The sequence below is a fragment of the Vibrio mediterranei genome, assembly GCF_013364395.1.
Classification (GTDB): Bacteria; Pseudomonadota; Gammaproteobacteria; order Enterobacterales; family Vibrionaceae; genus Vibrio; species Vibrio mediterranei.
In genome coordinates this window covers 1,341,487-1,367,859 of the sequence record NZ_JABXGK010000008.1, presented here as the reverse complement: position 1 = coordinate 1,367,859, position 26,373 = coordinate 1,341,487, and the positions used below count along the sequence as shown (strand labels likewise).

The window sequence follows — 26,373 nt, the reverse complement described above, 5'->3', positions numbered from 1 at the left end:
ACAAGCGGTTTTTTTATTGCTGATGAAAACCAATAGTTGTCAGTCTAATCAACTTGCTAATACGACCGGAAAGCCAAGTTGCGGATGTCGGGAAATAATGGTTTTGTAGCCATATACTCGCTCAATCATCTCACTATTGATGGCATCTTTTGGAGCACCATCGGCAACCAATTTGCCGTTGTGTAAAATAACAATTCTATCGGAATACTGAGAGGCGAGATTCAAGTCGTGTAAAACGACCACTACCGCAGTGTTGTGGTTGTCAGCTAGCTCACGAGCGATAGCTAAAGTGTTGTGTTGATGCGCAAGGTCAAGTGCAGATGTTGGTTCATCAAGCATTAGGATCTTCTTGTCGCCAGAAAGATGCAATTGAGTTAGAACACGAGCTAGGTGAACTCGCTGCTTTTCGCCACCTGACAGTGAAGGGTAGAGGCGATTCGCCAAATGTGCTACGTCGGCCTGTTGCATGTACTGTAAAGCAAGTTTTTTGGTGTCCTTATTAGCCATATCAAGCGGAATGGCTCCAAGTTCGACTACTTCCGAAGCAAGAAAAGGAAAAGATAACGTACTGTGTTGAGGCAATAAACCCAAATGCTTTGATAATGTTTTGGGGTTCCATTGTTTTCTTGACTGGCCAAAGTAAGCGACATCGGCCTCAGATTCTGTTTCACCACAAAGCAGCTTTAACAAGGTGCTTTTTCCGGCACCATTCGGGCCTAGCAAAGTGGTAACTTCTCCCGAGTTCAACTCAATACTTACGTTGTCCAAAATCACCCGCTCACCAAATCTAACACTGACATCATTAGCAGATATGGCAGGGGATTTTTCTTTGGTTAACATTGAAGGCTGTGATATTGCTATCGTATCTACCGTAGTAACACTCATAAGATTTTCCCTTTCTGCTGGAATAGTAAGTAGAGAAAGAAGGGGGCGCCGATAATGGCGGTCACGATCCCTACGGGTAGTTCTGCTGGAGCAACCGCAACCCGAGCAAACATGTCAGCAGCGGTCATCAGTAACGCTCCCAACAAAGCAGACAGTGGTAGTAAAGTGCGATGATCTGGGCCACACAACATGCGTCCTAGATGTGGAATGACTAGCCCGATAAACCCAATCATGCCCGAGACACTCACGGTGACGCCCACCCCAACAGCAGTAAGCAAAATCAATTGACGTTTGAGCTTTTGGACTGGGATACCAAGGTGTTTTGCTTCTGATTCCCCAAGAAGTAGAGCATTTAACGACATTGCTTTTTTATAGAAAAAGTAAAATAACCCGATAAGTGTAACGGCTGATAAAGCAATTTTGCCCCAAGTTGCTCCTGCTAATGAGCCCATTGACCATAAGGAAAGATCGCGCAACATTTGATCGTCGGCAACGAAGTTAAGAAAACCGATACCAGCGCCAGAAAGTGCGCTAATAGCCACCCCAGCAAGCAACATAATAGTTACCGACGTTCCAAATTTGCTAGTGCCAAGTTTGTATACGAGTAGAGTTGTCAATGCGCCACCAAAAAACGCGAAAACAGGCACGATAGCTAAAGCCATAAACTGAGGAAACTCAACACCGATTATTGAAAAACCTACAATCGCAATCGCTCCGCCAAGAGAAGCTCCGGCGGAAACGCCTATAATACCTGGCTCCGCAAGTGGGTTGCGAAACAAACCCTGCATGACCGTCCCACATACCGCTAAAATAGCTCCAACAAACATACAAAGCATAGTTCGAGGTAATCGGATATCGTGAATAATCAAATTGATATGCGGGGCTAGTGTATTGCTTCGACTAGTGAGCGCAATAACGCTGTCCATAATAGTAATATTCATTGGACCAACTGTTATCGAGTAAACAGCAGAAAAGAAGAGTAAAACTGCGAAGCCGCCGAAAACGTAGGTATTAGAGAACCGTCTTAACATAAAAGTTGAATATCTCTTTCAAAGGCCACAGCGTGGCGGCAAACACCACGCTGTTATGGTGATTATGGATAAAGTAGTTCATTAATGCGTTTGGCTTCCGCCAAGCTCTTGAGACCTAATCCACCAACAAGGGCATGGCCATCAATCGTCACGATGTCACCATTTTTCCCAGCTGGAGTTGCGGCTAGCAGAGGGAGCGCTTTTAATACCGCATCACTTCCGCCCATTTTCTCGTAGCTTCTACCGCTCACAAGAATCACATCAGGTTGCATTTCTACCATGGCTTCATTAGATAGCGGTTTGTACGAATCAATTTGGCTAGCCGCTGGATTGATACCTCCTGCAAGCTTAATGATGGCGTCTGGAGTAGTACCATTACCTGCAACGTTAGCCGGGCGTCCTTCGTGAATCAGAAGGAATAGCACTTTTTTCATGTTGGATTGACTAGGCTGGTTACTGTTGAGTGCCTCTACTTGCTGAGCTACTGTTTCTTTTAGTTCACCAACCTTTGCTTCGCTGTTAGTTAGCTTGGCTATCTGGTCGATACGATGATTCAGCCCTTCGATGGTTGAAGACGTATCGACCACCTCAACGTCAACACCTACACGACTTAGCTGGTCGAGGGCTGGTTTTGGTCCCATCTCATCGGAACCAATAACCAGAGTCGGTTCTAGTGCCAATAGTCCTTCCGCAGAAAGGGCACGATGGTAGCCGACCTTAGGAATAGTGGTTCCCTCTGGCGTAACACTTGTTACATCAACCCCCACGAGTTTAGATTGAGCATCTAGCGCGTAAATCAGCTCAGTTACGGATGCGCCAGCGCTGACGATTTTTTCTGCTGCAGTTGCGCTAGAGAAAACCGCAGGAATAGTGGAAAGTGCGCCAACCAACATCAGGTTTTTAAGCGTTTTGTTCATTGAATAGTCCTTGTTAATTGGTGTGATTCTTAACTTGAGTCATTATTAGTCTGTTGGTTCGTCGGTGAGCAGTTGGGTCGCTGGTATACCGTTCTCTTGCATAAAAGCGAGTAGTTGCACGAGATGTTGAACGTCTGCCGTTTTCTCTGCTCCAATAATGATTGGGCTTTTGCTTGAACTGGATTGTTCGAGTAAAGCCAATTTGAAGTTTTCCCAGTCGATATAGTGTTTACCATCTATAGCCCAATAGGGCTCTTGAGCCAGAATGTTGACCGTAATGGACTGCGTATCTACCTCAGAAACGGCAGAGGACTCGGTAGTGGGTAAGTCGACTTGCAGTGACTCTAAACGAACAGATGCCGTCAACATCAGAAACACCATAACGATGAAGATGATGTCGAGAAGTGGGGTCAAATCTGGATAGAGCGAACTCTGCTGGTGGTTTTGGCTGACTTTAATCATGTGCCGCTCTCGCTGGCAGTTTATCGATATTGTCTACAACGAGTGGATCTTTATCAGAGTGCTGCATTTCCACGCCTTCTAACCATAAGTTAACGTAGTTAAGAGTGTGCTCAAGTTTGGCAACAATTCTGTCAGCCCACAGGCTAATGAGTTGTGAACCTGCGATAGCAGGTAGTGCAATGATGAGACCTGCCGCAGTGGTTCTCATGGCCAGCCCAAGACCGTCAGCCAGATCATTCGGGGTGACGTTGCCTGAGGCAGCCGCAATACCTTTGAACATCTCAATCAGACCTAGCACAGTACCAAGAAGGCCAATAAGCGGGCTGATAACACCGATCAATCCTAAAATGCGTAGTCCTGAGTGGAGTTGGTGACGTTTATCTTGCAACCAAATGGAAGCCGCGTCTTCTCGAAGTGATTTGGCAAATGAGTGGTGTGCGAGGAGCATTGCCACCCCTTTGTAAAGAAGCGGGCGTTTCTGAACTAAATCTTTCGCCAGTGCTTCGATCTCTTTTTCGTTTACCGGAGATGCTTGATTGAGCTCTTGTCGAATAGCACTCTTTCCTACACCGCTACTAATTGCGATTTGAAATAGACGCTCGATGATGATCATTGCGGTTAAGGCAGAGCAGATGATAAGTGGCCATGCCATCAAGCCAAGTTGCTCTTCGAGATAATGCAGTTGTTCCATGATTAATCCAATTTAAAACGAACGGGTATTTGAATTCGATGTGCCATCGCCACACCGTTGACAGTATGTGTAGAGAATTGCCATTGTTTGATAGCGTCGAGCGCAGATTTATCTAAGATAGTCGCGCCAGAAGAGGAGATAAGCACCTGTTTTACTTGTCGACCCTTTTCATCTAGCCAAATTTCGTACGTTGCAACACCTTCAATGCCACGTTTACGGGCAATACGCGGGTAGCGCGGTTGCACTGGTTTTGATAGGAACGCTGGTTCAGTCACCAAAATGGGTTCGCTGCTGACACCACTGTTTACGACCGCTTTAGGCGCACTGTCAGAGCTAGATGGTGTTTTATCTACTTTTTTCTCTTCGGTTTTCTCTGGCTTTAGTGGTTTGGTTTCTTCTTGCTTCACCACCTTTTCGACAGGCTTTTTCTTAGGAGCTGGTTTAGGTTGAGGCTTCTTAACCACTTTCTTCGGTTCAGGTTTCTTAACGGGTTGCGGCTTCTTTTTCACCACCTCTTTCTTAACCGCTTCGGGAGCGGTTTCCTTAACTACCGGTTTTTCTTGCGGTGTAGGGTCTGTTTTTTGCTGTTCGGATGGCTTCTCTGTTGGAGATGCTTTTGGAGCGACAAAGTTAAGAGAGACAGATTGAGAAGTGCTTCCAGAAGGCATTGCGAAGACTTGTTGTTCTTTATGAGCCAGCATTAAGCTCATGTGTAAGGCAACAGAAACAACGCCAGCAACAACATAGCGGGTAATATTCACAACAACTCCAGCCTATCCCTCAAATCAATTCACAAGTGAGATTATGTATTACAATGAAAATAAGATCAATTATCAATTGCATTATCATTTAAGTCTATTTATGATCATTTGAGTTTTGGATTAGCCCTTTGTTTAAAGGGCTTTGAACTCTTTTGAGACTAGCTATGAAAATTGACTTGAATCAATTAAATGATTCTCATTTTGGTATATCGACGCCGGATCCACTCCGTTTTGCATTCAATAAAAAGTCATCTCCTCATGCAGGAGGAATGTCGATGCCAATCGCTGCTGAGCAGCAATCTCAGATTTTTGAGAACATCACGTCTACTTCTGTGTCTAAAGCAAATAAGCGGTGTCTCTATATCCATATCCCGTTTTGTCGGGTTAGGTGTACATTCTGTAATTTTTTTCAAAACGCAGCGAGTCGCCAGCTTGTTGATGACTATTTCGAGGCTCTATTAAAGGAGATTGAAATAAAGTCCCGTTTGGCGTGGACGCAATCAGGATTATTTCACGCTGTGTATATCGGCGGTGGAACGCCAACGGATTTGTCACCAGATCAGGTAGAGATACTTGGCAAAACTATTCGTTCTTCATTTCCATTGTCTACTGATTGCGAAATAACGCTTGAAGGTCGAACCAACCGCTTCACCGATGAGATGTTTGATAAAGCACTTGAAGGAGGCTTCAACCGTTTTTCGTTCGGAATTCAGAGCTTTGACACTAAAGTTCGCCGCAGCGCCAAGCGATTGGATGACCGTGAAGTCGTGCTGGAGCGAGTTGCCGCGTTAAGTGCGAGGGACGAGGCTCCGATAATCATTGACTTGCTTTACGGACTTCCATACCAAACGTTGGATGTGTTTGAGCAAGACTTACAAGACTTTTTGGATACGGGAGCTCATGGTGCGGATCTTTACCAGTTGGTGGTTGGTGGTAGTGCACCGATGCTAAACATGGTCGAGAAAGGAAGAATACCCGCGCCGGCAACAACCCCGGACAAAGCCAGTATGTACGAACGTGGTGTTGCCTTTATGGATAAGCATCATATTAAACAACTGAGTGTTAACCATTGGGCTCGCGACAATCGTGAACGTAGTCAATATAACAGCTTGGCGAAAACTTATGCTGAGGTATTACCTATTGGTTGCGGTGCGGGTGGCAACATTGGTGGCTATGGGTTGATGCATCATCGCTCACTTGATGCGTATATGGATGCAATGAAGAGTGGTCGTTCTACGATTGCGATGATGGTGAAGCAAGGGCCGACTGAGTCCATTAATGCGGCACTCAAAGCGGGCTTCGATAGTGGTGTTGTACGTCGCAGTGCACTACCAAGTTTCAAAGGGCAGGATACGTTCGAGCTGCTTAAACCATTATTCGCTATTTGGAGTAAAAATGGATTGGTGGAGCTAGAACAAGATTATCTGGTGCTGACTCTAGCTGGCAGTTTCTGGGCTGTGACGCTCGCACAGGGCGCCATTGAAGCGATTAATACGTTGAGCCCTCGTAAAAGTATGAACACACATCCGCATGGTCACGGCCATGGTCAAAGTGGCAAAGGACATCCATCGAAGATGGCCTCCTAGCTTGTAAATATTGGAAACCTATCACGGAAAATAAAATGTCAAAAAGTTTAAAACAGCAAGTTGCTGAGATACTGGAACAAGAACCGTCACTATTGCCAGCTGCTATTGCTGAGAAGCTACAAGTGACCGAATGTGATGTTGTTTGTGCACTGCCAGGCGAGATGGTTGCCATTGCAGACGGCAGCGTTGCACAGGAGTTACTCGAATCATTAACAACTTGGGGTCCTGTGACGACAATAGTTCATTCGTTTGGCTCAATCTTTGAAGTAAAAGCACCGTTTCCTAAAGGTAAAGTTGCTCGAGGTTATTACAACCTGATGGGCAAGGAAGGGGAACTTCATGGACATTTGAAGCTCGACCTAATTACTAAAGTGGCTTTGGTAAGCAAACCTTTTATGGGCAGCGAAAGCCACTATTTTGGTTTCTTCGATGAAACAGGTCATAACGTGTTTAAGATTTACCTAGGGCGTGACAAGAAGCGAGTCCTATTCCCTGAGCAGGTAGAGCAATTTAACGCTCTTAAGCAAAGGTTATCTAGCCAGTAAACGCGCAACCAAAATTCAAATTTAGAATTATAATTATTAGAGAAAGTGAGGAATTCATAATGGATCAACAAGTTAAGCAAGAACGCTTACAAGGTCGACTTGGCCCAGAAATCAAAGAGTTTCGTCAAGAACGTAAAACCATTCAATTGGCAACGGTAGATGAAGAGGGACGACCAAACGTTAGTTATGCGCCTTACGTCCAAAATCAGGATGGATACTTTGTTCTGATCTCTCAGATTGCTCGTCATGCTCGCAACCTTGAGAAAAATCCTAATGTATCTTTAATGATGATTGAAGATGAAAGCGACAGTAAACAGCTTTTTGCACGCAAGCGACTGACGTTTGACGCTGTAGCGTCCATTGTTGAGCGCGATACTGAGCAATGGCAAGCTGTTATTGCTCAAATGCAAGATCGCTTTGGTGAAATCATTGATGGTCTAAGTCAACTACAAGACTTCATTCTATTTAACTTGAAAGCAGAACAAGGTCTTTTCGTTAAAGGCTTTGGGCAAGCATATCAAGTATCTGGCGATGACCTTGTTGATTTTGTACATCTTCAAGAAGGTCATCGTAAAGTCGAAAAATCTGAAGCTTAAGCGACGATACAGTCACTAAGAGTAATATCAGATACACCAAGTGCTCTAAATGAACGTTTGGTGTGAAACAACAGGATGATAGAGGGGCTGAATGACATGCCCCTCGGGATCTTTACAATGAAAGCTCCGCGCGCCATCGCTATGGTCGTGGGGCTCGTCTAATAGCGTGACGCCCCGCGCCTGCATAAATTCGTACCATTCTTGAAGCTCTTCCTTGCTGTTGACGATAAATCCAAAATGGTCGACGCTAGTGGGTGAGCAGACTCGCTGAGCTTTTGCTCTTCCTAATGATAGGTTATCGTTGCCACACGTTAAGTACACCAAGTTTTCATTGGCTCTTCTTAACACTTCCATACCCATGATATCGGTATAAAACGCTTCACACTCTTCAAACTTTTCCACTACTAACGCGATGTGTCTCATACCATTAAATGGAGAAGGTCTTTTCATTCTTTACATCCCTTGTATTCTATTTTCAATCAAATTGTATACAATAAATATATGTGATTTCAAATTCATACCAAGGAGAGGGTAAGATGTATTGCATTATTGTTCGAAATCGGGTGAAACCAGGTAGCGAAGAGCACTACAAATCAGTAATGATGGAAAATGCTAAAGCCTCAGTGACAAACGAGCCTGAGTGTTACCGGTTTGACGTTATTCAAGATAAGGAAGCACCCCAAGATTTCTACCTATACGAAATCTACCAAGACCTGCACGCACTGCAGGTACATAAACAGACATCGCACTATTTAGACAGTCGTAAATTGCTTGCAGATTTGGTGCTCGACACCATGGTGATAAGAGCTGATGTGATTGCGACAAACCCATAAAACAAGGAAATAAAATGAGTTGGAAAGTGTATTTGAGCGGAGAGATTCATACAGATTGGCGTGAGCAAATCATCGCAGGTGCTGCAGAGCTTAAGTTAGATATCGAGTTTTATTCCGCGAATACGGATCATGAATCTAGCGATGCAGCGGGCGATCACCTTAGATCTAACGACGTCCAGTTTTGGCGCGATCATCAATCATCGAAAGTGAATGCGATTCGCACTAAAAACCTAATTAAACAATGCGATATTGGTGTAGTTAGGTTTGGAGACAAGTACCGTCAATGGAATGCTGCGTTTGATGCTGGTATGTTGGCCGCGTTAGATAAACCATTTATCACTTTGCACGACGAAGGGATTATTCATCCTCTTAAAGAGGTAGATGCCGCGGCAATGGCATGGGCTGAGACACCACAACAGATCGTGGGGATTCTGCAGTACGTGACTAACAACTAATGTCAGACAACAAAAAACGCACATTTTTTATTTATATAGTGAAAAAATATGTGCGTTTTTATTGGTCAATCTAGAAGACTGCTGGCTTGTCAGCTGTAATGGCGCGGGCTAGGCTTTTTTAACGAACTTTGCCGTCACCATCATTTCACCAACACCATCCACCTTGCAATCAAGCTGATGGTCTTTACCATCATTGATATTGCGAACAACAGCTTTCGTGCCAATCTTGATGACTAGAGAGCTGCCTTTAACTTTAAGGTCTTTGATCATCGTCACCTTGTCACCAGCTTCCAATACTGCACCATTCGAGTCTTTAACAATGATGGCATCTTCCGGCACTTCATTAGGATTCCATTCGTGAGCACACTCAGGGCAGATGAGTTGGCTTTGGTCCTGATACACATACTCAGATTGACAGTTTGGGCAAGGAGGAAGAGACATAGTTAAATCCTGATTTCAGTATAGTTTGTGAGTATGGTAATAACTCTGCCAGTATGATGCGAGCAGTTTATTAGCCAACGCCAACCACGTTGTCTCTTAGCGTCTTTGAAGGACGCAGTTCGACAATAAGTTGCGCCAGTAACAATAACCCAGTTACCGCTAAACCCACCAATATACCGCCCCAGATACCAGCAAGCTCATAGCGTTCCATTAACCACCATGCGGCTGGTAGACCAAATGCCCAGTATCCTATGGCGGTCATTAGAGTTGGAAGCTTGACGATCTTCATGCCACGAAGCAGGTTAATGGCTAACAACTGCCAAGCATCTACTACGAAGCACAGTGCGACAACCCAAATCAATGAAGATAACATGTCCGTTAATGCATGTTCACCTTCTCCATCCAGTTGGAACAAACTGGCAATCGCGTCCGGCCAAGCAATGAAGACTACCGCTAGTACAGCACTTAGTATCGTCACTAGTGCGAAGCTTCGCTTCGCAACGGCTTTGACTCCAATGAGGTTATCATTGCCGAACTCTTTGCCCACAAGAATGGCCGCAGCCTGAGAAAAACCAAAATTAATATTCCAAGTGAAACTTAAGCATTGCAATAGGATTTGATGCAGGGCAAGAGCAGTTACGCCAATAAACCCTGCCATCAAGGTGCCACCGTATATCAGCCCCATTTCTAGAGCTCCTGCAATAGCAATAGGGATACCCATCGACAATAACGGTAGCATCAAACGCCAGTTGTATTCCTCAAGATGGAGCCAAGGTGCAAACCGATAGTACACTGGACGTTTGAATACCCAAGTCGCATAACCAATTAAGACCAGTGTTGCGGCAAGAGCGGTACCTATACCGAGCCCGGCAATTCCCCAATCCAAAGTAAATGCTAACCAATAGCTGAAAGGGACGTTCAAAATGACGGTAACCAGAGACATAATCATCACAGATTTGGCATCGCCATAGTTACTCGTCAGGCCACGCAAGATAAGCAGCAATAGCGTCGGCAACATGGCCCACTTTAAAGTATCAAGGTAGACCATGGCGACCGTAATCACTTCTTCAGGCTGTTGAGCAACTCTCAGAAAATCTGGGGCGAAAACAAACGCTGTCGTTAGGATGATAGTCAGAAGCACGGCTAACATCAGAGCGCCTTTTACTGCCAATCGGACTTGTTTTAACCCATACTCAGGGCGAGCTACACTTTGTCCATAAGCAATGGCGATGAGGTTAGCGACACATCCTACGGTTGAACCTGCGATGAGGAAAACGAACGTATAGACTGAGGCTCCAAGACCACCACCCGCAAGATCACTCACACTCAATTGTGCCATCATCCAAACATCAGTAAGGACCAGCGCCATTGAAATTAGCTGAGAAACAATAAGTGGTGCAGCAAGGGATAGAATTTTCTTCATGATAGCCTCAGGTTATGATGAGGTCATTTTATATGCATAACTATGGTGTTCAATTAACATTTGTGTCACTCTGGCATGACTTCAGATCATGTGAGCAATTATGAATCTATATTCGAATATTCCCTATTCACACAATGCACTAAAAGTCTTTGAAACCGTAGCAAGGCATATGAGCTTTACCTCTGCAGCGCAAGAGCTTCACGTTACTCAAAGTGCAGTGAGCCGCCAAGTTAAGCAACTTGAAGATGATCTCAATGCATCATTGGTTATTCGTGGTCATCGCTCAATTCAGCTGACGTTGAAAGGGCAAGCACTGTTTGAAGTTTTGGGACGTAATTATCAGGCCCTTCAGTCGTTGCTTGAGTCTTGGAAAGAAGTCCAGAGTAACAAGATAGTGATTCGCGCAGCGTTAAGTTATGCCACTCGAGCGCTATTACCGAAAATACAGAAGCTAAACGAGCGTTTCCCTGATTATGAAATTGCCGTTATTCCGGTAATTGATGAAGAGGAAAGTTTAAGGAAAGGCGATTATGACCTATTCGTTTTTACCACTCGTGAAAGTGAAGCTTATCAAAACGATCCGGAAATATCCTTTATGCGAGAAGAGTACATGGCACCTGTTTGTACTCAGCAGTTACTCGGTGAAAACCGCGATATTGAACACCTTCTGACGCTACCAAGACTGCATCCAACACTTGATCATATTGATTGGCGAGTGTGGTTGGATAAAATCCAATACAAGAGTAATCAACCGGTGCGAAATTCAACATTCTTTACCTTGGATTTAACCTTGAGTGCTTGCTTGTCAGGCCATGGTGTTGCCGTTACCGATTTACTGCTTGCTTTACCGGAACTGGAACGAGAGTATCTTGTGTGCCCCAAAAATGCGCAGATCCATTTTAGTAGTTGGCGCTATTTCTGCCATAAGAGGACGGGCTCACCGATTGTTGAGGAGTTAGCGCAATGGCTAATGACCGAAACGAAAGAAGAGCTCAGAAAGCTCAATCAGCTTTCTGAGCATTATGGTTGGGGGCCAATTAGCTAGCGTTTTCAGCCATGTTCTTTTTGATGACCTGTTCCAGTTTGTCGTAAGGGACATAGCCTGGAATCAGCTCATCGCCAATGAACATAGCGGGTGTCCCACGTAAGCCCAAGGCAACAAATGTTTTGTAGTTTTTCACTAAAGACTCGTTAATTTTCGTATCACCTGTTAGATACTGTGTTGTATCTGTCTTTTTCGCGATGGCTTCGATAGAGTCTTTGGTATGTATACCAGGTTTCGCGACAAGTAGACGATTCACTTCTACAAACTTTTCGGGTGCTTGCTGCCAAACCTTAATGGCAAATGCTGCGGAGTTAGTATCGAGCCCTTCAATGACTTGCTGCTTGAGCGGGACATAGATATTGATGACTTTTAAATCCTTATAGTTAGCAACTAACTTCGTCAGTTCGCCATCCAAGCGCTTGCAATATGGGCAGTTATAGTCGGTAAAATTGACGATGACTGTCGATCCATCTGTATTTCCCAGAACAGTGTGAATTGTCGTATCGTTTAGCCATGATTCACTCTGCTTTTTTGCATTCTCAAGCTGTTTTTGACCTTCGACATACTGTTGAAGACTTAGCTGTAGATCGCCGATGATCTCTGGGTTTTCGGTCAATAGCTGATGAATACTGTCTAACTGTTGTTGTTGCTCAGCGGTTAAAGCAGCATGAGACAGAGTTGGAAGTAGCGCAGCGATACTGATCGCCATTGAAATAAGTGTTTTTTTCATTGTTTTTCCTTATGCCCAGTGAACACTAGGCAAATAAAATCCGTAACCACAGCCCAATCGGCGTGATGATGCCAGTCGAGATACTCTCAATCTGCCCCTTGTTTATGATGACAACGGTCGGTGTGACACTGATGTTCCATTGTCGACTAATTAGTCCGGTTGTATCGTTAATCACCGGAAAATCGTATTCCTTAGCTGTCATATACTGTTGGACGCGTTCATTTGTACCCGACGATAGGGCAATAGATAGCACCTGATGGTCGCTTGCAAACCAATTGATCGTTGGGCTGACAAATTTACAAGCACCACACCACGTCGCCCAAAAATACAGTACAACCGGTTTTTCCTGGCTTTGTTGAATGATATCGACAGGCAAGCCTTGGGTGGTCATCGCTTTTAACGAAGGCGCTTTACCACTGGGCATTGATGTACTGCGATACCAATCCAGAGCCATTGAAACCAATGTCATCAAAATAACAATGCTGATGAGCTCTTTTGACCATTTTTTAAGACGGCTGGACCAAGGTTTTTCTTCGGTCGATTTAGCCTTCATGTGTCTCTCCGCTGGCCATATCGATAGACTGCATAACCACCTCTGACGTCAGAATAACGGGCATTGGGATGCCTTGCGGATATTCTGGACCGTAGACAATATTAAATGGCACTCCAAAGCGTCCATAGCTCTGTAGGTATTGAGTCACGCTGTCGCTTGGCGTTGTCCAGTCTCCACGCATCAGTACGATGTCTGATTGCTGAAGTTTTTCATAAACTGGGTTTTGTAGAATGACGCCAATTTTGTTGGCTTTACAGGTAATGCACCAGTCAGCAGTAACGTCAACAAATACGGTTTTTCCTTGAGCCACGAGCTCTGGTATTTGATCACGATCCAGTTTCTGCCAGTGAAGATCATCAACGATAGGCGTGGACCATTTATCTGCGGTCACACTGCCGATGATCAGTCCACCACCAACGACAAAAATCGATAGCGCAGAGAGAACAGCTACTGCCTTGCGCCCGTATTGTTTGCCAATGAGTATCAGGGTAGCAATGATAATAATGGCTACCAACGCTGCGGTTAAAGCAAAACCAATAAAGGTTGACAGTAGTGTTACTAACCAAAGACTGGTCAATAACATCATTGCACCAAATGCTAGCTTCACTTTGTTCATCCAAGGACCTGGTTTAGGGAAGACATTAACCAAGGATGGGAACAGCGTAAACAACAGCCACGGTAAGCTCATTCCGATGCCGAGTGCCACAAAAATCAACCAAAGCTCGGTATAGCTTGCTCCCAGTGCATACGCAACTGCAGTACCAAGGAAGGGAGCACTACATGGTGTCGCTAGTAACGTTGCAAACATCCCTTGAACGAAATGCCCCCCATAGCTATGGTCACCTTTAGATGCCATCCAGGTGTTGAGGCTGCTTGGGAGTTGTATGTTGAATAAACCAAGCAAATTCGCTGAAAACAATAGGGTAACTATCGCCATAAAGGCAATAAACCAATAATTCTGGAATTGAATACCCCAACCAACCATATGCCCAGCCATCTTCAGAGATGTTAAGGCACCAGCAAGTAGTAGGAATGAGCTGATGATGCCGAACGAGGAAGCGAGAAATGACAATCGAACTTGCTTTGGCGATTGATTCACGCCCGAGATGATACTGTTAAGCTTCATGCCAAGCACTGGAAGTACACAAGGCATGATATTGAGAATCAGACCGCCTATAAGAGCGAATCCTATCATCCAAATGAGGCTTCCACTCTCAGGATAGGCCATTGGTATCGTGGATACTTGTGTTGACGTTTCCGTTAATATCAGCTCATCTGACACGGTAATTTGAATGTTTTTGTCACTGATATCTGCTTCACCAAGCCAATTGCTAACATCAAATTTGGCATACAGAGTATTGCCTTCGATGGTTATTTTGGGTTGTGCGAAGAACTCATCACTGACTTCGTCTCCATCGACCAAAATCTGTGGTTTTTTCCAAGCCGTTTTGCTGGTTAGCTTAAGTTGAAGCTCTTGTGCTTGCTGATTCCAGTAGCTTGCCTCTACGGAGATTTGGTTGTCCTTTTTGGGCGTCAAGCTCATGCCTTGACCAAACAGATACGCGGCATCGGAATCTAGTGAGAGAACATTGGGATCAATCTCTAAATCAATTGGGTAATCCGCTATCACACAGATATTGGTGCAGCTTGGCAATCGCAAGTTGGCTTTGAGCGAGATTGGTTTGGACGTATCTGTCACGGTGACAATAATCGGGAAGCTGACTTCGTGTTTGTACCCTAATGTCATCACCCCTAGCTGCTCATAATAAGCAGGTACGGGCCATTGCCAATCTACCGCTTCGACATTCGTCGAAGCACTCCAATCAAATTCTGGTGCGACACCGCCTTCACCGGGACTACGCCAATAGGTTTTCCACTCTCCATCGAGTTCGACATTAAGAACCATCTCCATCTGTTTAGTTTGTGGATCGAGGTGGCCGGTAGATAGCAGCCGAACCTTCACCGGTGGATGCATTGGATCTTGAATCCATCCTGTAGATTGCGCATTTGACATTGCACTGTAAAGTGCAACGAAGACGATCGCGAACGTTAGCACTAGAGTGCTAAATGTTTGTCGACAAAGCGACATTAAAAGACGGCTACGCGTAGTGCGAGTCGTTAACATTGTGTTTGTATAAGACACAGTAATCTCCAATAAGTAATAAATAGACCTAAGTTGGAGGCGTTTTATTCCCGGAAAGTACAGTGAGTTACGTGAAGCCTGAGCTTAGGAGGATAGGTATCGCTTCGGCGAGTATGGGCTGGCTTAACTTTGCGCTCAGAAAGCAGTGCTAACAAAGCGACCAAAAACAGAAGCGGAGTAAAGGTTTCTAAATGAGCAAAAGATTGTCCAAGCAACTTTTGTGTCAATCGACATGGTTCATCAACTGGGGTGATGTTATGGACGATTTTCTCGATGGAATTGGAGTTGAACAGGGCCGCCTCGCTCATATAAGGTGCGGGTATTGGTGCGACTTCTACCAGTTGGCTGTGGTATGCAACGTTCGTTTTTAGCGCACAAAACATCACTACCAAAATGGCAGTGAGTAGGAAGAGTGTGCGAAAAATAGATTGCCTAAATGTATGCAAACCAAAGCCGTCGTGTTCAAAATGAGTGCTTACGTTATCTTGTTAGTCATAAACGTCAAGTGAAATCATGTCCAAAAATGTAAAGTAATCTAGATTAATTTTAACGGGAGTGAAAATTAACGGGTATGAATCACTGATTTTGTTTATCTTCACTGATAGTCTTGTCAGATTACTCGCTCTCACCCACGTCCAATAAGTGGCTAAGGTAAGAGAGTCAATGAATGGAGCACGTGTAGTAAATGAGAAATTTGGTATTCATGGGTGTCTGTCTGGCGGTGACCGTCTGGATGATTTTTGATTCGGGTAAGTCGGAACAGGTATTTACATTTTGGGAGCACGTGAATCTACCGAACAAAGATGAAATTGGTATGTATGTTAGCCAGTTTTTTTACTACATCGCATTATTAGTCGGTGTGGTTTATCTTGGCCGCAAATTCAAACGTCGCAATGACAAGTAACCGTTTTGATTAAGCACTTGTTGAACTGTATTGCAACAAATCGATAAGTGCTTCTAACTGTTCTTCTATCGCATTGTCCGCTGAAATGGCAGGAAATTCGAGCGTGATACAAGGCAGTCCTTTCTCGTCACACCAACTCCCAAACGAACCAGGCGTGTCATACCCGACATCGTCAATCAAAGGCAGTGAGAAACGCTTTGCAAGCCACTTACCTAATTCAGAATGTTCCGGATCATCGATACAGGCTAATGGTTCATGAAGTGATACGACAAACTGTGGTCTTCGAGCCTCGATCAAGTCAACAAGGGCACTAATCTCTGGTTCAAGAGTAGTCACATTACCAGTTTTTACTTTGACGTCACGTTCACTTGCTGAGGTACTCCAGCGATATACTGTTCCTTTGTCCGTCCATGTCTTCGTCGGGAAAGCTCTATTTAGATCGACTTGATTGGCATTGGCGCGAGTCCCCAGCTGATTGCCATCAGGGTTCATTGATAAGATAACATCGTGTTTCAGGTATTCAGCAGGCAGGGTACGAAGGGCACACGACAACGCGGTAATGGATGCGGTCTCATCTCCGTGGGTACCTGCCAGTATGAGTCCTCGCTCCGGTGAGTTGATTTGGGCCGGAAAGTACAATAATGGTGCGCCTAAAACAGAGTGACCATACGTTTCTGGTTTGTTTTGAAATTCTGCCCTTAGTGCCCTTGGGCGTAATTGCGGCTTTGTTTGATTTGCATTATCCATTTTCTACATCCCAACTTCTTGCCTTTCCTCACGGCATTCTGTGGTTATATATGCCATAAATAGTGATGTAATGCTATTGAAAGCCTTTTTGTTGTAAAGAAACCAATGTGTTATCGATGACCAAAGGGCAAATTTATAATAACGACACCAATCAGGCGGTTTAGGATGAAACACACTACTTCATGGAAAGTATCGATTCTCTCAGCGCTCATTGCAGCGACGTTTTCAGTACAGGGTGCGACGGTGCCCGATGGCACACAACTGGCTGAGACTCAAAAAATCGTACGTGGCAACGATGCGGAAGTAGCAACGCTGGACCCGGCTAATGCTGAGGGATTACCAGAAATGCATGTTCTAAGGGACTTATTTGAAGGTCTAGTGATTCAAGACAAAGAAGGAAATGTCATTCCCGGTGTTGCCGAGTCTTGGGAAACTAGTGACAACAAAACCTTTGTCTTTCACTTAAGAAAAGATGCGAAGTGGTCAAATGGCGATCCGGTTACCGCGCAAGATTTCGTTTATAGCCTTAAAAGAGCCGCCGATCCTAACTTTGCCTCGGCTAATGGTTGGTATTTAAAGCTGACCAAAATTAAGAATATTCAAGCCATCATTAATGGAGAAGCGCCGCTAGATTCGTTAGGGGTGAAAGCTGTGGATGATTACACCTTAAAGTATGAGCTGGACAGTCAGGTGCCGTATTTTGTCGCTATGACTGCACATTCATCAATGATGCCGGTCCATAAGTCAAACCTAGAGCAATTTGGAGATAAGTGGACTAGGCCAGGGAATATGGTTTCTAACGGCGCGTTTGTGCTAAAGAACTGGGTCATTAACGAACGTATTGAACTGGCGAGAAACAATCAGTACTGGGATAACGATCATACGGTACTCAATCAAGTCACTTATATTCCGTTTGAAAGTCAAACAGCAGCGATGAACCGCTACGCCTCTGGAGAAGTGGACATTACCTCGGATGTACCAACTGCAATGGCACCAAAGCTCAAGAAAGAACAGCCGGATGCCTATACCGTTGTTCCGTTGCTGTGTACCTACTATTACGCTTTCAATACGACCAAAGCGCCATTTAATGATCCAAAAGTGCGTCAAGCGGTTTCCTACACCATTATGCGTGATGTGATTACAGATGGTGTAACACAAGTTGGAAATCTTCCTGCTTATACGTTTGCTCACAAATATGTAGCGGGCTTTGACGCGACGCAACCTGATTACAGCAAGTGGACACAAAAACAACGTGATGAGAAGGCTAAGAAGTTACTCGCTGAAGCAGGGTACAACGATGCCAACCCACTGGACATTAAACTTCTATACAATACAAGCGAAAGCAATAAATCAATTGCTGTAGCGATTGCGTCAATGCTGAATAAAAACTTGGGGGCAAAAGTAGAGTTAGAGAATCAAGAGTGGAAATCATACTTGGTGGCTCGTCGTGAAGGTAACTTTGACGTACTTCGTACTTCTTGGTGCGGAGACTACAATGAAGCATCTACGTTCTTAAGTCTGATGACGTCTGATAATGCGGGCAACCGAGCGTTTTACAAGAGCAAGGCTTACGACAAGATTATTGATGGAGCACTCGCTGCAACTACAGACGAAGAGCGAGCGCGTTTTTACGATCAGGCAGAATCCTTGTTAGCCCAGGATATGCCGATTGCGCCAATCTATTATTACATGCAAGCTCGCTTAGTAAGGCCGACGGTCGGCGGGTTTCCAATGAATAATGTTGAAGGGCGAATCTACTCTAAGGACTTATATGTAAAAGCGAAATAAAAGTCCACTTAATACCACCACAATGATTGCCAAGCCAGCTAATTTAAGCTGGCTTTTTTGTGTCGAGTTGAAAAAGCCAGATTGAGCTTTTGGAGCTAAATTCTCTTGATAGCTGCGTCGTTGTAGTTCAGGGACAAAATCGAAAATAGTGTTCATCATAAGGCGACCTAATATAGTGTGGTTGAGTTTTTATGGTCGCATATTGATTCGTTTCCTCAATTGGAAACAAAATTAGGTCTTAATGTGATACTTTAGGTGGCACGATAAGAAACTTGGGACATTTGTACAATGGATGCCATCGCTAAACAGATTTGCGAAGAGTTAAAAAGAGCGCTGAAAAACTCAAAAATGTCTTACTTGGATGTTGCTAAAGCACTTCAGGTGTCGGAAGTCAGTGTAAAACGGATGCTCAACTTACATCAGCCGCTTTCCATTAGTCGGATGAATGACATTGCAGCTCTGATCCAAACACCGTTATCGACCATTGTTTTGAATGCAGAAAACGCTGTCAGTGAAGTGCCAACCTACACAGAACAACAAGATAGCGCGTTTTGTCAATCGCCGGAGCTTTATACACTAATAGCTGGCATTATTGATGAGTACCTTAGTGCAGACGACCTCATGCAGCGTTATGACTTAGATAAACAATCTATGTACCTTTATTTACGTGATTTGGAAAATGTTGGGTTGATTGCACTCTCTGAGGGATTGGAGTTTAAGCTATCGGTACCACGGCACATTGCATTTGGAAAGCATAGCCAGTTCTCAAATTTCTTTAAAAACCAAGTGATTGATGCTCTAAAGGCCGAAGTCCAGGAGATAGATCCTGACGATAATAATGTTTACTTGATTAGCGCAAAGCTGACATTAACCGAAGAAGAGTTTCATCAATATAATCTTGAGTTAGAAGAGCTGATGATTAACGCTCATAAACTAAGCCAGAGTCGCTATGACTGCACCGAGCGTTACAACGAATACACTATTGTGGACATGGGAGCGAAAGGTGAATTTCAACCTAAATTGAAATTACCAGGTCCGCATTCATCAATTAAACGCTAATTAAAAAGGGACAGGTCAACTACCCGTCCCAAAGCACCAGCTAAGCCTTACTAATGAGGCGCAGAATCGCTTTATTGATTCCGATTAAGTCATTAACAGTTGATGCGCTATGAATGGCCTCAATTAGTGACTCTTTGCTGCATCGTGGGATGACATCGATATTCTTCACCTTGCCTTCAAGAGTGTTCTTCATTAACTGAAATGTCTTTTGTTCGAACATGTTTATGTGCCTGTGACGTTGTTTTTATTTATTTGGTTTTGAGTCTATCTGACTTTTATGACAGTTAGCCAAACTGCCAAGAGGTAGACTTTAAAATATGTCGTGTGGTATATCAACCGTATTTGAAAAATGATAAAGGCTTCAATAACTCCAATCAAATGCAAAGACTATATAGAACCAAAGAGGTCATTAGGAAGGAATATTGTTACCTTAGCTCACTAAGATAATAACTTTATTTTCAGTTAGATGCGTGAGGGTGGTTTGCAACTAAATATTAACGACTGCGTAGAATCAGCGATGTAGGTTGACGTTATTGTGATCTGTGCAACAAGTCTTAGATAGAAAAAGCCCTCTATTTCTAGAGGGCTGAAATGTTTTATGACAATTTAGTTTCGGTTATTGTCCAGAAAGCCAAAAAACCGCATCCTTTTCTTTGTCACTTCGAGGCGTTCCTTTTGCGAGGATCTTATATTGTGTATCCTCACGGAATGGCGTGAACTTGATTATGTCAGTTGTTGAGTTACTTCTATCGAGTAACAGGTAATCGTAGTCAGGGTCCACTCCATCTAAAATGGCCTGTGCACGCTCAACACTGACTTGTGGAACTGCCCAGTCATGGTAGAGGAAGAATATCGACGTCATAGTTTCTGAGAAACGCACGCTTGCAATACGGTCTCTTTTTTCTACTGGCACTTGCTCAACAAAAGCTTTTAAGTCCGGCTTCATGTCTTTTGCAATATCAATCGCTGGGAACAAGTAGTTAAAGGCACTTGAGAAGAATAGGGCAGTGATGATTGCCATCTTGCTCCATTGCGGCCATGGCTTACGTTCTACGAGCACCATCAAAACGATAGCCGCGATAGGTAACAATGCTACCAAGTGCCACGTACTCAACCATTCCATTAGTGCTGGTGGAATTTTTCTCGTTGGCAAAAATCCTGACCATAAAGGCACAACAGCAAATGCAATCAGTACTAATGACATTAGCGCAAGCCAGCCTTTGCGGTACCAGTTAAACCATTTGCCAGAGAAGCTTGTTAACGCATCTGCAATAATAAGAGCAAACAGCGGCATTAGCGGCGCTAAGTACATAGAACGCTTTGTCACTGAGTAAGACAGGACAAAGATAGCGATAGCGAACCAAAAAGCGAAGAAGCCATCCGTCCAAGAGAGCTGTTTTGGTTGGCGTAGCTTATAGATAAAGTTGCCTAGCCACAGTAATAATAGTGGTGTCCATGGCGCACTGTATTCCAGTATGCCTTTGACATAATAGAAAGGTTTTCCCGCGTTATTGTGGCCGAGAGTATTTGTTGCAGAGCCTGTCAGTCGGCCTACCTGATTATCCCAAAACCATGCTTTCCAAAGCTCTGGAGAAGCCGTCTTGTAGAAAGGGTAAATCCAACTCGCGGCGACTAAACACATCACACTGATACCAATCACATGCATCAGTACAAACTGGCTGGTTGAGGTCGCTTGTTCAGGAAACTGTTTTCTTAGGGTTAAAGCTCGTAATACTAACGGTACCCATGCTAGACCTATACAAAGCACGATGGCGACTGGCCCTTTACTTAAGAAGGCCAGCCCAGTAAATGCACCTGCCACAATTAAATAGCCTAACTTTTGGCGTAGGTAGGCTTCACTAAAGGCCCAAGTTGCAGCGATTGTAGTAAACATTAATGCAGCATCAACTCGCAACCAATGAAAGTTGAGGATAAAACCTTCAAGTGTCCCAAGTACAGCCAGTGCCATCCATGCGAAATTCTCTCCTTTAAATAGGTAAGCGATTCGATATGTAGCGGCAAGTGATCCCAGACACAACAAGGAAAGAGCAAGTCGCCCAGCCATGATGGCGTCAAGTCCCGTTGCGTGCATTAATACGGTTGAGATGATAAAGAACACAGGCGGCTTTTCTACAAATGAAATGCCAGCAAACTGAGGGATGATGAAGTCACCTGTGATGTACATGCTATGAATAATGGCAGCCACACGAGGTTCGTCGGGCGTCCAGACGTCGTGGTCGAATAACCCACTAAATACCACTGCGATGATGGCAAGCAACAAAACGAACTTCCAACTGTTGTTTTGCTCACTTGAATACGATGTTGACACTACTTTTCTCCGTTGACACTGCGAAGGGATATCGCATTACGATCATTCTGTTAATAAAGGTGGTTAATTAAAGCTCAAAATTCTAGAGAGACTGCTTTGAGACAGCAATGCCTAACAGGCTAAATAAACGGTGTTTTTCAAGATAATTAACGCCAAAATGACACGACTATACCTTGATATTAGAGCCGATTATGTATCGACTTTGTAATAGTTGATATCATTATGCTTATTGCGTTATGAATATAAAACTAAATATTTTTATGAATAATGGTTCTAGACAGAGGTCTTGCACAAAAATGTGATTTAGATCTAAAATTGCAACCAAGGTGATGGGGTTCCACCTACTTAACCGCCAAATCGGCTGATGACTCCTACAGTTTCTGAAAACAGGTGTATCTGTTGGGACGATCCTATTTTGGGATCGACGAACTGTAGTTAGATCATTAGTTCCGTTCTACACCTGTTTTCCTTTATCGAGGAAAACGACATGCAATACGCTCACGAAATTCAATCTATGTGCCCAATTCAAAGGGGCGACCTTCATGCATCCGCGCCAATTCCTGTCGAAGGCCGCTGGATCAATCCCAAAGACGTTATCGCAATCTCTGGCCTGAGTCATGGCGTTGGTGCTTGTGCTCCTCAACAAGGTGCGGCGAAGTTAACGCTTAACGTTAAAGATGGCATCGTAGAAGAAGTGCTTATTGAAACAATTGGTTGCTCAGGCATGACTCATTCCGCGGCGATGGCATCCGAAATTCTTACCGGAAAAACCATTCTAGAAGCGATGAATACTGACTTGGTTTGCGATGCAATTAACGTCGCAATGCGCGAGATTTTTCTTCAATTCGCTTATGGTCGAACTCAATCCGCTTTTTCCGAAGGTGGTCTTGAAGTTGGCGCTGCATTAGAAGACCTAGGTAAAACTCAACGCAGTCAAGTAGGAACGAGTTACTCAACCCGAATCAAGGGTCCTCGCTATATGGAAGTCGCTGAAGGTTATGTTACCCAATTAGCGCTTGATGAAGACGGTGAAATCATCGGTTATGAATACCTTAACCTTGGCAAAATGATGGCTCAAATCAATAGTGGTGTGGCCGCTGACGAAGCACTAGCTAGCGCGAAAGGCACTTATGGCCGCTTTGATGAAGCTGTTAAAACTGTTAATCCACGTCAAGACTAAGTTGAGGAATTTATTATGACTATTACTAAACAAGCACTACTTAATGAAATGAACTTCCTCTCAATTGAAGAGGCTTACAACTACTGTCTTGAAATGGGTATTGACCCAAAACAATTGGTTTTAGACACGCAACCAATCGCCTTTGATAATGCATGTGATGCTTATACTTTAGGTACTGCTTTAGCTCTTCATCGTAAAGCAGCGACAGCGGCGGAAGCGGCTTCAACTATTGGTGAGGGTTTGCAAGCATTCTGTAAACCAGGCAGTGTCGCAGCGCAGCGAGAAGTTGGTTTAGGACATGGTGCGTTAGCAGCTCGATTGCTTAATGAAGAAACACAATGCTTTGCATTCCTTGCTGGTCATGAGTCATTTGCAGCGGCAGAAGGGGCGATTAAAATTGCTCTGAACGCAAACAAATCTAGAAAATCTCCATTAAGAGTTATCCTTAACGGCCTAGGTAAAGATGCCGCTTATCTCATCTCACGCATCAACGGTTTTACTTACGTCCGTACTCAGTATGATTACGCAACTGGTGAACTCAATGAAGTTAGCCGTAAACGCTTTAGTAAAGGCGAGCGCGGAGAAATCTTGTGCTTTGGTGCGGATGATGTCCGTGAAGGTGTGGCCATCATGCATGCCGCTCAAGTTGATGTAAGTATCACAGGTAACTCGACAAACCCAACGCGTTTCCAACATCCGGTAGCGGGTATTTACAAATCAGAAAGACTTAACCAAGGTAAAGCGTACTTCTCTGTGGCTTCTGGTGGTGGTACTGGTCGTACTCTACATCCAGACAATGTTGCGGCGGGTCCTGCGAGCTATGGTATGACAGACACAATGGGCAGAATGCATGCTGATGCCCAATTTGCAGGCAGTTCTTCAGTGCCAGCTCACGTGGCTATGATGGGTTTCATCGGGATGGGTAACAACCCTATGGTGGGAGCGTCAGTGGCGTTAGCAGTAGAAGTGGACCTAAGACTGAATAAATAGCCTTAATCTCAAGAAAACGATATTGGCATTGCAAGATTTTGAAGAGAGTTTGTTTCCTCATAACTATAACAAAACATGTCGTTGAGTATTGCCGCTCCATTGGAGCGGCTTTTTTAGATTTTGAATTCAACCACGTTAGACTCGCTGGCATTGATGAGCCTTTTCACAAAGTCATCCACAGGCATTGGCTTATCGTAGTAATACCCTTGTCCAATCTGGCAGCCGTACTGCGACAGTTTTTCGGCCTGTTCGATTTTCTCAATTCCTTCGGCAACAACAAGTAAGTCGAGGTTTTTGGCCATAGCGACCATGGCCTGTACCAATTGTTGATCCTTAGGGTCAGTGATAATGTCTCTAACAAAGGAACGGTCAATCTTAATTCCGTCTACGGTAAACTTACGCAGGTAACTTAAAGACGAGTAGCCAGTACCAAAGTCATCTAACCATACTTCAATGCCACTCTCGCGGATCGCTTTTAGCGTACGTTCTGCCTCATCTTCGTCCTGAAGTAATAAGCTCTCTGTAATTTCGATTCGAATTGCTTTGGCTGGAACTTGATACTTCTCCATATAAAACGCAAACATTTCCACCAAATTCTGTCTGTAAAGTTGCTTCGACGAGATATTGATAGACGCATGGAAATCAGGTGCGAAGTAAGGCGCCCATTGTTGTAGCTGAATACAAAGTCTTTCAATTAACCATTGCCCTAATGGCAATATCATCGCTGTTTCTTCTGCAATAGAGATGAAGTCAACAGGAGGAACGATACCTAAGGTTGGATGTCTCCAACGAACTAGAGACTCAGCACCAAGTATCCGTCCAGTCTTTATGCAAACCAATGGCTGGAACCAAAGTTCGAATTGTTGCAAATCAGACAGTGAACGTCGTAATTCTCGTTCAATATTGGCACGATGTACGACAGACTTGAACATCTTAGGGGTAAAGACCTTATGAGTGTTTTTGCCATCAGCTTTGGCTCGATACATGGCAATGTCTGCGTTTTTGATTAAATCTTCAGAGGTTTTACCGTTATACGGATATCTGGCGACACCTATACTGCCTCCAACAACGAGCTCTTCATTTTCCATCAAAATAGGGGAGCGCACCGCGACAAAGATCTTTTTGATTACGGCGTCTACATCCTCGGTTGTTTTTAAGTGCGGAATAAGCATTAAAAACTCATCTCCACCGATACGAGAAATCATGGTCAGTGGATGGTCATTGGTAATGTCACGGGCACATAAACTGAGCTTTTCAGCCAGCCTTATCAGTAAAAAGTCACCACTATCATGACCGTAATTGTCATTGACTACCTTGAATTCATCTAAATCGAGAAACAGCACCGAAAATGAAGTCGCTGGATAAGACTTAATTGTGCTCTGCAGATGCTGTATAAAGCGTGTGCGGTTAGGCAGTTCTGTTAACGCATCGTGATAGGCTAGGTGAGTGATCTTTTGCGTGCGCTGCTCGAGTTTGGTTGCCATTGAACGTACGGCAATACTCAAATCACCAATCTCATCCTGTCTATCAACCGCAGTGATGTTCTCCGCGCGAGTAAAATCCCCTCGACCTATGGCGTCAGTTTGCTCGGTAAGCTTAATGAGAGGTTTACTCCAACGGCGAGAAATAATGGTTGCGATGATAGCCGAGATAGTCAGTAGTAATACGGCGGCTAGTGCCACGCCGATGTACAGTTCTTCTTTAGAGCGTCGATCGATGGCCTTTATTAGAGTTGTTACTGAATCAATGTCCTTTTGAACCTTATCGAGTGATAGCTCGATAAAAACACCGCCAATTACTTGGTCCGCTGCTGCGATTGGACGGAATACAGTTAGGCTATCAGGTCCGAAAGACTGAATTGAGCTGCCATAACGTAATACGCTGCTAATCTGGTTGGGGTAAGGGAAAGGCTTACCGATATTTTCCAGTGATTCATCCCCATCATGAAATATTCGCCCTTGTTTATCGAAGATGACCAGACGTTTAACTTCACCTAGTTGGGTGATTGGCTTAATGAGGTAGCTGGCCTCTTCCTGGTTATACATATAAAGAGGATCAAACATCGCATCTGACAGATAGCTTGACATTTGATCAGCGCGTTTACTCAACTCGGCTCGAAAGGTCTTGCTATTTTGAACGGTTAACTCGTTTAGCAGTCGGCTCGATTGCGCGGAGGAAAGCCATATATGAATACCTGCGCTGGTCAACGTCATGACAACGGCTAGTGCAAATGTCACTAGCATGTATTGTCCTTGTAGTCGTAGTCTCAACTTCATTCA

General features: G+C 44.2%; 29 protein-coding genes and 1 riboswitch. Of the genes, 11 read left to right on the top strand and 18 right to left on the bottom strand.

The window, feature by feature from the left end:
- Positions 1–48 precede the first annotated feature (48 nt).
- The 6 genes from HOP38_RS23240 to HOP38_RS23215 form a co-directional block, all read right to left on the bottom strand.
- Positions 49–840 (bottom strand): heme ABC transporter ATP-binding protein, encoded by a 792-nt coding sequence (locus HOP38_RS23240; RefSeq protein ID WP_198559377.1) that lies wholly within the window; start codon positions 838–840, stop codon positions 49–51.
- Positions 841–881: 41 nt separating this feature from the next.
- Positions 882–1,916, bottom strand: coding sequence for a FecCD family ABC transporter permease (locus tag HOP38_RS23235; protein WP_198559107.1), 1,035 nt, complete (start codon positions 1,914–1,916; stop codon positions 882–884).
- Positions 1,917–1,978: 62 nt separating this feature from the next.
- Positions 1,979–2,833 (bottom strand): heme/hemin ABC transporter substrate-binding protein, encoded by an 855-nt coding sequence (locus HOP38_RS23230; RefSeq protein ID WP_198559106.1) that lies wholly within the window; start codon positions 2,831–2,833, stop codon positions 1,979–1,981.
- A gap of 45 nt (positions 2,834–2,878) precedes the next feature.
- Positions 2,879–3,295, bottom strand: a complete 417-nt coding sequence (locus HOP38_RS23225; protein ID WP_006075200.1) for an ExbD/TolR family protein — start codon at positions 3,293–3,295, stop codon at positions 2,879–2,881.
- Positions 3,288–3,986 (bottom strand): MotA/TolQ/ExbB proton channel family protein, encoded by a 699-nt coding sequence (locus tag HOP38_RS23220; RefSeq protein ID WP_171389788.1) that lies wholly within the window; start codon positions 3,984–3,986, stop codon positions 3,288–3,290. Before HOP38_RS23220 ends, HOP38_RS23225 begins: the two co-directional genes overlap by 8 nt.
- A 2-nt stretch (positions 3,987–3,988) precedes the next feature.
- Positions 3,989–4,747, bottom strand: a complete 759-nt coding sequence (locus tag HOP38_RS23215; RefSeq protein ID WP_198559105.1) for an energy transducer TonB — start codon at positions 4,745–4,747, stop codon at positions 3,989–3,991.
- 164 nt (positions 4,748–4,911) lie between these two features.
- Between HOP38_RS23215 and hutW the strand changes: the two genes are divergently transcribed.
- From hutW to hutZ, 3 genes are read left to right on the top strand one after another with little or no spacing between them, the layout of a single operon-like run.
- Positions 4,912–6,333 (top strand): heme anaerobic degradation radical SAM methyltransferase ChuW/HutW, encoded by a 1,422-nt coding sequence (gene hutW / locus HOP38_RS23210; RefSeq protein ID WP_006075204.1) that lies wholly within the window; start codon positions 4,912–4,914, stop codon positions 6,331–6,333.
- A gap of 35 nt (positions 6,334–6,368) precedes the next feature.
- On the top strand, positions 6,369–6,878 hold the full coding sequence (gene hutX, locus HOP38_RS23205; RefSeq protein ID WP_006075205.1) for a heme utilization cystosolic carrier protein HutX: 510 nt from the start codon (positions 6,369–6,371) through the stop codon (positions 6,876–6,878).
- Between the two features lie 59 nt (positions 6,879–6,937).
- On the top strand, positions 6,938–7,474 hold the full coding sequence (gene hutZ / locus HOP38_RS23200) for a heme utilization protein HutZ (protein WP_006075206.1): 537 nt from the start codon (positions 6,938–6,940) through the stop codon (positions 7,472–7,474).
- 45 nt (positions 7,475–7,519) lie between these two features.
- Here the strand turns inward: hutZ and HOP38_RS23195 are convergent, their stop codons facing one another.
- Entirely contained in the window at positions 7,520–7,924 is a 405-nt protein-coding gene (locus HOP38_RS23195) for a VOC family protein (RefSeq protein WP_006075207.1), read from the bottom strand.
- Positions 7,925–8,010: 86 nt separating this feature from the next.
- Here HOP38_RS23195 and HOP38_RS23190 point away from each other — a divergent pair, with 86 nt between their 5' ends.
- A complete protein-coding gene (locus HOP38_RS23190; RefSeq protein WP_031495897.1) occupies positions 8,011–8,307 on the top strand; it encodes a putative quinol monooxygenase in 297 nt (98 codons plus the stop codon).
- 14 nt (positions 8,308–8,321) lie between these two features.
- Positions 8,322–8,762 carry a YtoQ family protein gene (locus HOP38_RS23185; protein WP_198559104.1) on the top strand — a complete coding sequence of 147 codons (441 nt, stop codon included), beginning with the start codon at positions 8,322–8,324 and terminating at the stop codon, positions 8,760–8,762.
- A gap of 108 nt (positions 8,763–8,870) precedes the next feature.
- Here the strand turns inward: HOP38_RS23185 and HOP38_RS23180 are convergent, their stop codons facing one another.
- Positions 8,871–9,203, bottom strand: coding sequence for a zinc ribbon domain-containing protein YjdM (locus HOP38_RS23180; RefSeq protein WP_006075210.1), 333 nt, complete (start codon positions 9,201–9,203; stop codon positions 8,871–8,873).
- Between the two features lie 70 nt (positions 9,204–9,273).
- On the bottom strand, positions 9,274–10,626 hold the full coding sequence (locus tag HOP38_RS23175) for an MATE family efflux transporter (RefSeq protein ID WP_038227144.1): 1,353 nt from the start codon (positions 10,624–10,626) through the stop codon (positions 9,274–9,276).
- A gap of 100 nt (positions 10,627–10,726) precedes the next feature.
- Between HOP38_RS23175 and HOP38_RS23170 the strand changes: the two genes are divergently transcribed.
- Positions 10,727–11,671, top strand: coding sequence for a LysR family transcriptional regulator (locus tag HOP38_RS23170; protein WP_062462021.1), 945 nt, complete (start codon positions 10,727–10,729; stop codon positions 11,669–11,671).
- Here HOP38_RS23170 and HOP38_RS23165 read toward each other — a convergent pair.
- From HOP38_RS23165 to HOP38_RS23150, 4 genes are all read right to left on the bottom strand, one after another.
- Entirely contained in the window at positions 11,664–12,401 is a 738-nt protein-coding gene (locus HOP38_RS23165) for a DsbA family protein (RefSeq protein ID WP_038227142.1), read from the bottom strand. The genes HOP38_RS23170 and HOP38_RS23165 overlap by 8 nt on opposite strands.
- Positions 12,402–12,426: 25 nt before the next feature.
- Positions 12,427–12,954, bottom strand: a complete 528-nt coding sequence (locus tag HOP38_RS23160; protein WP_198559103.1) for a protein disulfide oxidoreductase — start codon at positions 12,952–12,954, stop codon at positions 12,427–12,429.
- A complete protein-coding gene (locus tag HOP38_RS23155; RefSeq protein ID WP_198559376.1) occupies positions 12,944–15,043 on the bottom strand; it encodes a protein-disulfide reductase DsbD family protein in 2,100 nt (699 codons plus the stop codon). Before HOP38_RS23155 ends, HOP38_RS23160 begins: the two co-directional genes overlap by 11 nt.
- A gap of 98 nt (positions 15,044–15,141) precedes the next feature.
- A complete protein-coding gene (locus HOP38_RS23150) occupies positions 15,142–15,543 on the bottom strand; it encodes a hypothetical protein (RefSeq protein WP_198559102.1) in 402 nt (133 codons plus the stop codon).
- A 239-nt stretch (positions 15,544–15,782) separates the two neighbouring features.
- Here HOP38_RS23150 and HOP38_RS23145 point away from each other — a divergent pair, with 239 nt between their 5' ends.
- Positions 15,783–16,001 carry a hypothetical protein gene (locus HOP38_RS23145; RefSeq protein WP_124941326.1) on the top strand — a complete coding sequence of 73 codons (219 nt, stop codon included), beginning with the start codon at positions 15,783–15,785 and terminating at the stop codon, positions 15,999–16,001.
- Positions 16,002–16,010: 9 nt separating this feature from the next.
- On the opposite strand, the gene mpaA is transcribed toward HOP38_RS23145, so the two are convergent.
- Entirely contained in the window at positions 16,011–16,748 is a 738-nt protein-coding gene (mpaA, locus tag HOP38_RS23140; protein WP_198559101.1) for a murein tripeptide amidase MpaA, read from the bottom strand.
- A gap of 165 nt (positions 16,749–16,913) precedes the next feature.
- Between mpaA and HOP38_RS23135 the strand changes: the two genes are divergently transcribed.
- Positions 16,914–18,536 (top strand): ABC transporter substrate-binding protein, encoded by a 1,623-nt coding sequence (locus tag HOP38_RS23135; protein WP_198559100.1) that lies wholly within the window; start codon positions 16,914–16,916, stop codon positions 18,534–18,536.
- Here the strand turns inward: HOP38_RS23135 and HOP38_RS23130 are convergent.
- The gene (locus HOP38_RS23130; protein ID WP_031493968.1) at positions 18,516–18,695 is read right to left on the bottom strand and encodes a hypothetical protein; all 180 of its coding nucleotides are present in this window, start codon (positions 18,693–18,695) and stop codon (positions 18,516–18,518) included. The genes HOP38_RS23135 and HOP38_RS23130 overlap by 21 nt on opposite strands.
- A 129-nt stretch (positions 18,696–18,824) precedes the next feature.
- Here HOP38_RS23130 and HOP38_RS23125 point away from each other — a divergent pair, with 129 nt between their 5' ends.
- Positions 18,825–19,595, top strand: a complete 771-nt coding sequence (locus HOP38_RS23125) for a helix-turn-helix domain-containing protein (protein ID WP_031493969.1) — start codon at positions 18,825–18,827, stop codon at positions 19,593–19,595.
- A gap of 40 nt (positions 19,596–19,635) precedes the next feature.
- Here HOP38_RS23125 and HOP38_RS23120 read toward each other — a convergent pair whose 3' ends face one another.
- On the bottom strand, positions 19,636–19,815 hold the full coding sequence (locus HOP38_RS23120; protein WP_006069383.1) for a hypothetical protein: 180 nt from the start codon (positions 19,813–19,815) through the stop codon (positions 19,636–19,638).
- A gap of 396 nt (positions 19,816–20,211) precedes the next feature.
- Positions 20,212–21,924 carry an ArnT family glycosyltransferase gene (locus tag HOP38_RS23115; protein ID WP_124941323.1) on the bottom strand — a complete coding sequence of 571 codons (1,713 nt, stop codon included), beginning with the start codon at positions 21,922–21,924 and terminating at the stop codon, positions 20,212–20,214.
- 316 nt (positions 21,925–22,240) lie between these two features.
- Positions 22,241–22,305, top strand: a riboswitch (Fluoride riboswitch).
- Positions 22,306–22,411: 106 nt separating this feature from the next.
- On the opposite strand from HOP38_RS23115, the gene HOP38_RS23110 reads away from it, so the two are divergent.
- On the top strand, positions 22,412–23,104 hold the full coding sequence (locus HOP38_RS23110) for an iron-sulfur cluster assembly scaffold protein (RefSeq protein ID WP_006069385.1): 693 nt from the start codon (positions 22,412–22,414) through the stop codon (positions 23,102–23,104).
- 15 nt (positions 23,105–23,119) lie between these two features.
- On the top strand, positions 23,120–24,094 hold the full coding sequence (locus tag HOP38_RS23105; RefSeq protein WP_006069386.1) for a GGGtGRT protein: 975 nt from the start codon (positions 23,120–23,122) through the stop codon (positions 24,092–24,094).
- A 113-nt stretch (positions 24,095–24,207) separates the two neighbouring features.
- Here the strand turns inward: HOP38_RS23105 and HOP38_RS23100 are convergent, their stop codons facing one another.
- Complete coding sequence (locus tag HOP38_RS23100; protein ID WP_081411515.1) at positions 24,208–26,370, bottom strand: EAL domain-containing protein; 2,163 nt, start codon at positions 26,368–26,370, stop codon at positions 24,208–24,210.
- Positions 26,371–26,373: the final 3 nt, after the last annotated feature.

Excerpts from the sequence above, each read along its gene's own strand:
- HOP38_RS23240 (WP_198559377.1), bottom strand. The coding sequence starts at position 840 with ATGTTAACCAAAGAAAAATCCCCTGCCATATCTGCTAATGATGTCAGT.
- HOP38_RS23235 (WP_198559107.1), bottom strand. The coding sequence starts at position 1,916 with ATGTTAAGACGGTTCTCTAATACCTACGTTTTCGGCGGCTTCGCAGTT.
- HOP38_RS23230 (WP_198559106.1), bottom strand. The coding sequence starts at position 2,833 with ATGAACAAAACGCTTAAAAACCTGATGTTGGTTGGCGCACTTTCCACT.
- HOP38_RS23225 (WP_006075200.1), bottom strand. The coding sequence starts at position 3,295 with ATGATTAAAGTCAGCCAAAACCACCAGCAGAGTTCGCTCTATCCAGAT.
- HOP38_RS23220 (WP_171389788.1), bottom strand. The coding sequence starts at position 3,986 with ATGGAACAACTGCATTATCTCGAAGAGCAACTTGGCTTGATGGCATGG.
- hutW (WP_006075204.1), top strand. The coding sequence starts at position 4,912 with ATGAAAATTGACTTGAATCAATTAAATGATTCTCATTTTGGTATATCG.
- hutX (WP_006075205.1), top strand. The coding sequence starts at position 6,369 with ATGTCAAAAAGTTTAAAACAGCAAGTTGCTGAGATACTGGAACAAGAA.
- hutZ (WP_006075206.1), top strand. The coding sequence starts at position 6,938 with ATGGATCAACAAGTTAAGCAAGAACGCTTACAAGGTCGACTTGGCCCA.
- HOP38_RS23195 (WP_006075207.1), bottom strand. The coding sequence starts at position 7,924 with ATGAAAAGACCTTCTCCATTTAATGGTATGAGACACATCGCGTTAGTA.
- HOP38_RS23190 (WP_031495897.1), top strand. The coding sequence starts at position 8,011 with ATGTATTGCATTATTGTTCGAAATCGGGTGAAACCAGGTAGCGAAGAG.
- HOP38_RS23185 (WP_198559104.1), top strand. The coding sequence starts at position 8,322 with ATGAGTTGGAAAGTGTATTTGAGCGGAGAGATTCATACAGATTGGCGT.
- HOP38_RS23180 (WP_006075210.1), bottom strand. The coding sequence starts at position 9,203 with ATGTCTCTTCCTCCTTGCCCAAACTGTCAATCTGAGTATGTGTATCAG.
- HOP38_RS23175 (WP_038227144.1), bottom strand. The coding sequence starts at position 10,626 with ATGAAGAAAATTCTATCCCTTGCTGCACCACTTATTGTTTCTCAGCTA.
- HOP38_RS23170 (WP_062462021.1), top strand. The coding sequence starts at position 10,727 with ATGAATCTATATTCGAATATTCCCTATTCACACAATGCACTAAAAGTC.
- HOP38_RS23165 (WP_038227142.1), bottom strand. The coding sequence starts at position 12,401 with ATGAAAAAAACACTTATTTCAATGGCGATCAGTATCGCTGCGCTACTT.
- HOP38_RS23160 (WP_198559103.1), bottom strand. The coding sequence starts at position 12,954 with ATGAAGGCTAAATCGACCGAAGAAAAACCTTGGTCCAGCCGTCTTAAA.
- HOP38_RS23155 (WP_198559376.1), bottom strand. The coding sequence starts at position 15,043 with ATGTCGCTTTGTCGACAAACATTTAGCACTCTAGTGCTAACGTTCGCG.
- HOP38_RS23145 (WP_124941326.1), top strand. The coding sequence starts at position 15,783 with ATGAGAAATTTGGTATTCATGGGTGTCTGTCTGGCGGTGACCGTCTGG.
- mpaA (WP_198559101.1), bottom strand. The coding sequence starts at position 16,748 with ATGGATAATGCAAATCAAACAAAGCCGCAATTACGCCCAAGGGCACTA.
- HOP38_RS23135 (WP_198559100.1), top strand. The coding sequence starts at position 16,914 with ATGAAACACACTACTTCATGGAAAGTATCGATTCTCTCAGCGCTCATT.
- HOP38_RS23130 (WP_031493968.1), bottom strand. The coding sequence starts at position 18,695 with ATGATGAACACTATTTTCGATTTTGTCCCTGAACTACAACGACGCAGC.
- HOP38_RS23125 (WP_031493969.1), top strand. The coding sequence starts at position 18,825 with ATGGATGCCATCGCTAAACAGATTTGCGAAGAGTTAAAAAGAGCGCTG.
- HOP38_RS23120 (WP_006069383.1), bottom strand. The coding sequence starts at position 19,815 with ATGTTCGAACAAAAGACATTTCAGTTAATGAAGAACACTCTTGAAGGC.
- HOP38_RS23110 (WP_006069385.1), top strand. The coding sequence starts at position 22,412 with ATGCAATACGCTCACGAAATTCAATCTATGTGCCCAATTCAAAGGGGC.
- HOP38_RS23105 (WP_006069386.1), top strand. The coding sequence starts at position 23,120 with ATGACTATTACTAAACAAGCACTACTTAATGAAATGAACTTCCTCTCA.
- HOP38_RS23100 (WP_081411515.1), bottom strand. The coding sequence starts at position 26,370 with ATGAAGTTGAGACTACGACTACAAGGACAATACATGCTAGTGACATTT.